Below are 2,821 nucleotides of genomic sequence, written 5' to 3' on the forward strand. Positions count from 1 at the left end.
CGGTGTCGACCACGCAGATGGTGCCCAGCGCGACGCCGGTACGGTCGATCAGCGGAGCGCCCATGTAGGAGCGGATGCCGATCTCGTCCACGACCGGGTTTCCCGCGAAACGCGGGTAGTCGCAGACGTCCTCCAGGACGAGGGCCTTGCGCCGGACGACGACGTGCGGGCAGTACCCGTGGTCGCGGGCCATGAAGCGGCCGACCCCGCCACCGCCCGCGGCGGCCGCACCGAGGTCACTGCCCGAGTGGGTGCCCGCCGGGGTGTGCAGTCCGGCGAAGAACTGCCGGTTCTCGTCGATGAAGTTGACCATCGAGTACGGGGCGCCGGTCACCTCCGCGAGCCGGTGGGCGAACTTGTCGAAGGCCGGCTCGGGCCGCTCCCCCAGGCCCAGTTCGCGCAGCCGCTGCACACGGGCCGGCGCGTCCTTGTCGATGGGGGTCAGCAGGAGGTGACCGGTCGGATCGTAGGTCATGACGTGGCTCCGAAGCTCGGCGCGGGGGCCGGGATGGTGGTGAGCAGATGCTGGACGAGGGTGAGCAGGGTACGGATGCCCGAGCTGGAGATCCGGGCGTCGCACAGGACGACCGGCACCTCCGGCTTGAGGTCCAGCGCGGCCCGCACCTCATCCGGGTCGTAGCGGTAGGCGCCGTCGAACTCGTTGACCGCCACGACGAATTCGATGCCCCGCCGCTCGAAGAAGTCGACGGCGGAGAAGCAGTCCTGGAGCCTGCGGGTGTCGGCCAGGACGACGGCCCCGAGCGCCCCTTCGGAGAGCTCGTCCCACATGAACCAGAAGCGCTCCTGGCCCGGGGTGCCGAAGAGGTACAGCACGTTGCGCTCGTCGAGGGTGATGCGGCCGAAGTCCATGGCGACGGTGGTCGTGGTCTTGCCCTCCACGCCCTCCAGACTGTCGGTGGCCGCGCTGACCGAGGTCAGCAGCTCCTCGGTGCTCAGCGGTTCGATCTCGCTGACGGCGCCCACGAAGGTGGTCTTGCCCACGCCGAACCCGCCCGCGATGAGGATCTTCAGCGCGGTCGGGAAGGGATCGGGCGCGGAACTGTCGTGGCGCTCAGAGCCGTTGTCGTAGGCCATCGAGCACTGCCTCCAGCAAGGAACGGTCGGTGGGATTGGCGTGGAACCGGGGCGCCCTGGCGGTGAGCGCCCCGCAGTCCACGAGGTCGGAGATGAGGACCTTGGTGACGACGGCCGGCAGCCGTAAGTGCGCCGCGATCTCGGCCACCGAGGTGGGCCCGTCGCACAGCCCGAGGGCCAGGCTGTGTTCGGGACCCAGGTGCGGCTGCGGGGACGTACCGGTCGCCATCACCATCGAGAGCAGGTCCAGCGCGGTGCTGGGCTTGGTCCGGCCGCCGCTCACCGTGTAGGGGCGGATCAGCCGGCCGGCCGCGTCGTCGAGCCAGGGCCCGTCCTGATGGGGGGTCGCGTTCACTGCCCTGTGCCACCTGCCGCTCCGGCCGCCTGCCGGGCCGGGGTGACGAGATACGGCCGGACGCTCTTGACGAGCATCGCCATCTCGTAGCCGAGGACCGCGGCGTCCGCCTCGCGTCCGGCGAGCACGGCCAGACACGTGCCGGAGCCCGCGGTGGAGACGAAGAGGAGGGTGGAGTCGAGCTCCACGACGACCTGGCGCACCTCGCCGCCGTCGCCGAAGCGGGCGCCCGCGCTGCGTCCGAGCGAGTAGAGCCCGGAGGCGAGGGCGGCCATGTGGTCGGCGGCGTCGGGGTCGAGGCCGTGGACGGACTTGACGAGACCGTCGGAGGAGAGCAGAACCGCGTTGCGGGTGTACGGGACCCGCTGGACCAAGCCGCTCAGCAGCCAGTCGAGATCCGAGGAATGGCCGGTCGGCACATTGCTCGCCATGGTGCATCTACTCCTTGTGCGCGTCACCGGGACGCAGCGGTTCATGGGGGGCGGGCTGGGATTCGGCGAGGCCGATTCCGCGCTGGAACGCGGCCATCAGGCCGGGGTCGTGCAGGGCGTGTTCCTCCGGCTTGCGGGCGGCCGGCTCGTCGCGCAGCTGCGGGACGAGGTGCTCCTGGGCGCGCCGCTTGGGGAGGAGGGGCCGGCCGGGGGCCTCGGCACGGGGGGCCGGGGGGACCGGGCGTGCCGTGGGCTCCGGGCCGGTCGACGGGGCCGGTATCGGGGCCGTGGGGCCGGACGTGGGGGCCGGTCCGTGGTCCTGGAAGCCGTTCACCGGCGGGGTCGTACGCGAGTACGAGTTCGGGGGCGGGGGCGTGGCGTGCGCGCGGGCCTCCTCGGGGCGGGCCGCGGACCCCTCGTGCCGGGCCGTGGCCGGTTCCGGGGCGGGTGCGGAGGGACGGACGGGCGCCGGGGGCCGGGGTGCGGGGGCCGGGGCGGCCGGTGCCACGTCGGCCGGGGCCGGCGTGGCCGGTGCCTGGAGTGCGGCGGTGGGCTGCCCCTGGTTCTGGAGCTGTACCTGCTGGGGCGGTACGGCCGGGGACCCGGCGGCGGCCGCGGCCTGCCGCTCGTGCTGGGCGAGGCCCTCGGGGTCGGCGCCGAGCAGGCCCTGCGGCAGGACGAGGACGGCCTGGACGCCGCCGTAGATGTTCGACTGGAGCCGGACGGCGATGCCGTGCCGGCGGGCCAGCGCCGAGACCACGAAGAGACCGATGCGCCCGTCCTGGAGCAGGTGCGCGACGTTGACCTGGTCGGGGTCGGAGAGCAGGGCGTTCATCTTGTTCTGCTCGGTGACCGGCATGCCCAGGCCCCGGTCCTCGACCTCGATCGCCAGTCCGGCCGTGACGTACTGGGCGCGGAGGAGCACCGTGGTGTGCGGCGC

At 73.0% G+C, this 2,821-nt stretch carries 4 protein-coding genes and 1 pseudogene; all 5 read right to left on the reverse strand.

Features of this window, described 5'->3' with window-relative positions; genetic code table 11:
* A partial coding sequence (locus RIF68_RS33365) for a GAF domain-containing protein (RefSeq protein ID WP_309055209.1) occupies nt 1-475 on the reverse strand: 475 nt, incomplete at its 3' end.
* On the reverse strand, nt 472-1,095 hold the full coding sequence (locus RIF68_RS33370; protein ID WP_309055211.1) for an ATP/GTP-binding protein: 624 nt from the start codon (nt 1,093-1,095) through the stop codon (nt 472-474). The genes RIF68_RS33370 and RIF68_RS33365, both read right to left, overlap by 4 nt.
* Nucleotides 1,073-1,450 (reverse strand): DUF742 domain-containing protein, encoded by a 378-nt coding sequence (locus tag RIF68_RS33375; RefSeq protein ID WP_309055212.1) that lies wholly within the window; start codon nt 1,448-1,450, stop codon nt 1,073-1,075. The genes RIF68_RS33370 and RIF68_RS33375 overlap by 23 nt, the downstream gene beginning before the upstream one ends.
* On the reverse strand, nt 1,447-1,881 hold the full coding sequence (locus tag RIF68_RS33380; protein ID WP_309055214.1) for a roadblock/LC7 domain-containing protein: 435 nt from the start codon (nt 1,879-1,881) through the stop codon (nt 1,447-1,449). Before RIF68_RS33380 ends, RIF68_RS33375 begins: the two co-directional genes overlap by 4 nt.
* A 7-nt stretch (nt 1,882-1,888) precedes the next feature.
* A pseudogene (locus RIF68_RS33385) lies at nt 1,889-2,821 on the reverse strand (ATP-binding protein); the annotation flags it as partial.

The sequence above is a fragment of the Streptomyces sp. genome (assembly GCF_031178505.1).
Taxonomy (GTDB): Bacteria; Actinomycetota; Actinomycetes; order Streptomycetales; family Streptomycetaceae; genus Streptomyces; species Streptomyces gulbargensis.

Excerpts from the sequence above, each read along its gene's own strand:
- RIF68_RS33380 (WP_309055214.1), bottom strand. The coding sequence starts at position 1,881 with ATGGCGAGCAATGTGCCGACCGGCCATTCCTCGGATCTCGACTGGCTG.
- RIF68_RS33370 (WP_309055211.1), bottom strand. The coding sequence starts at position 1,095 with ATGGCCTACGACAACGGCTCTGAGCGCCACGACAGTTCCGCGCCCGAT.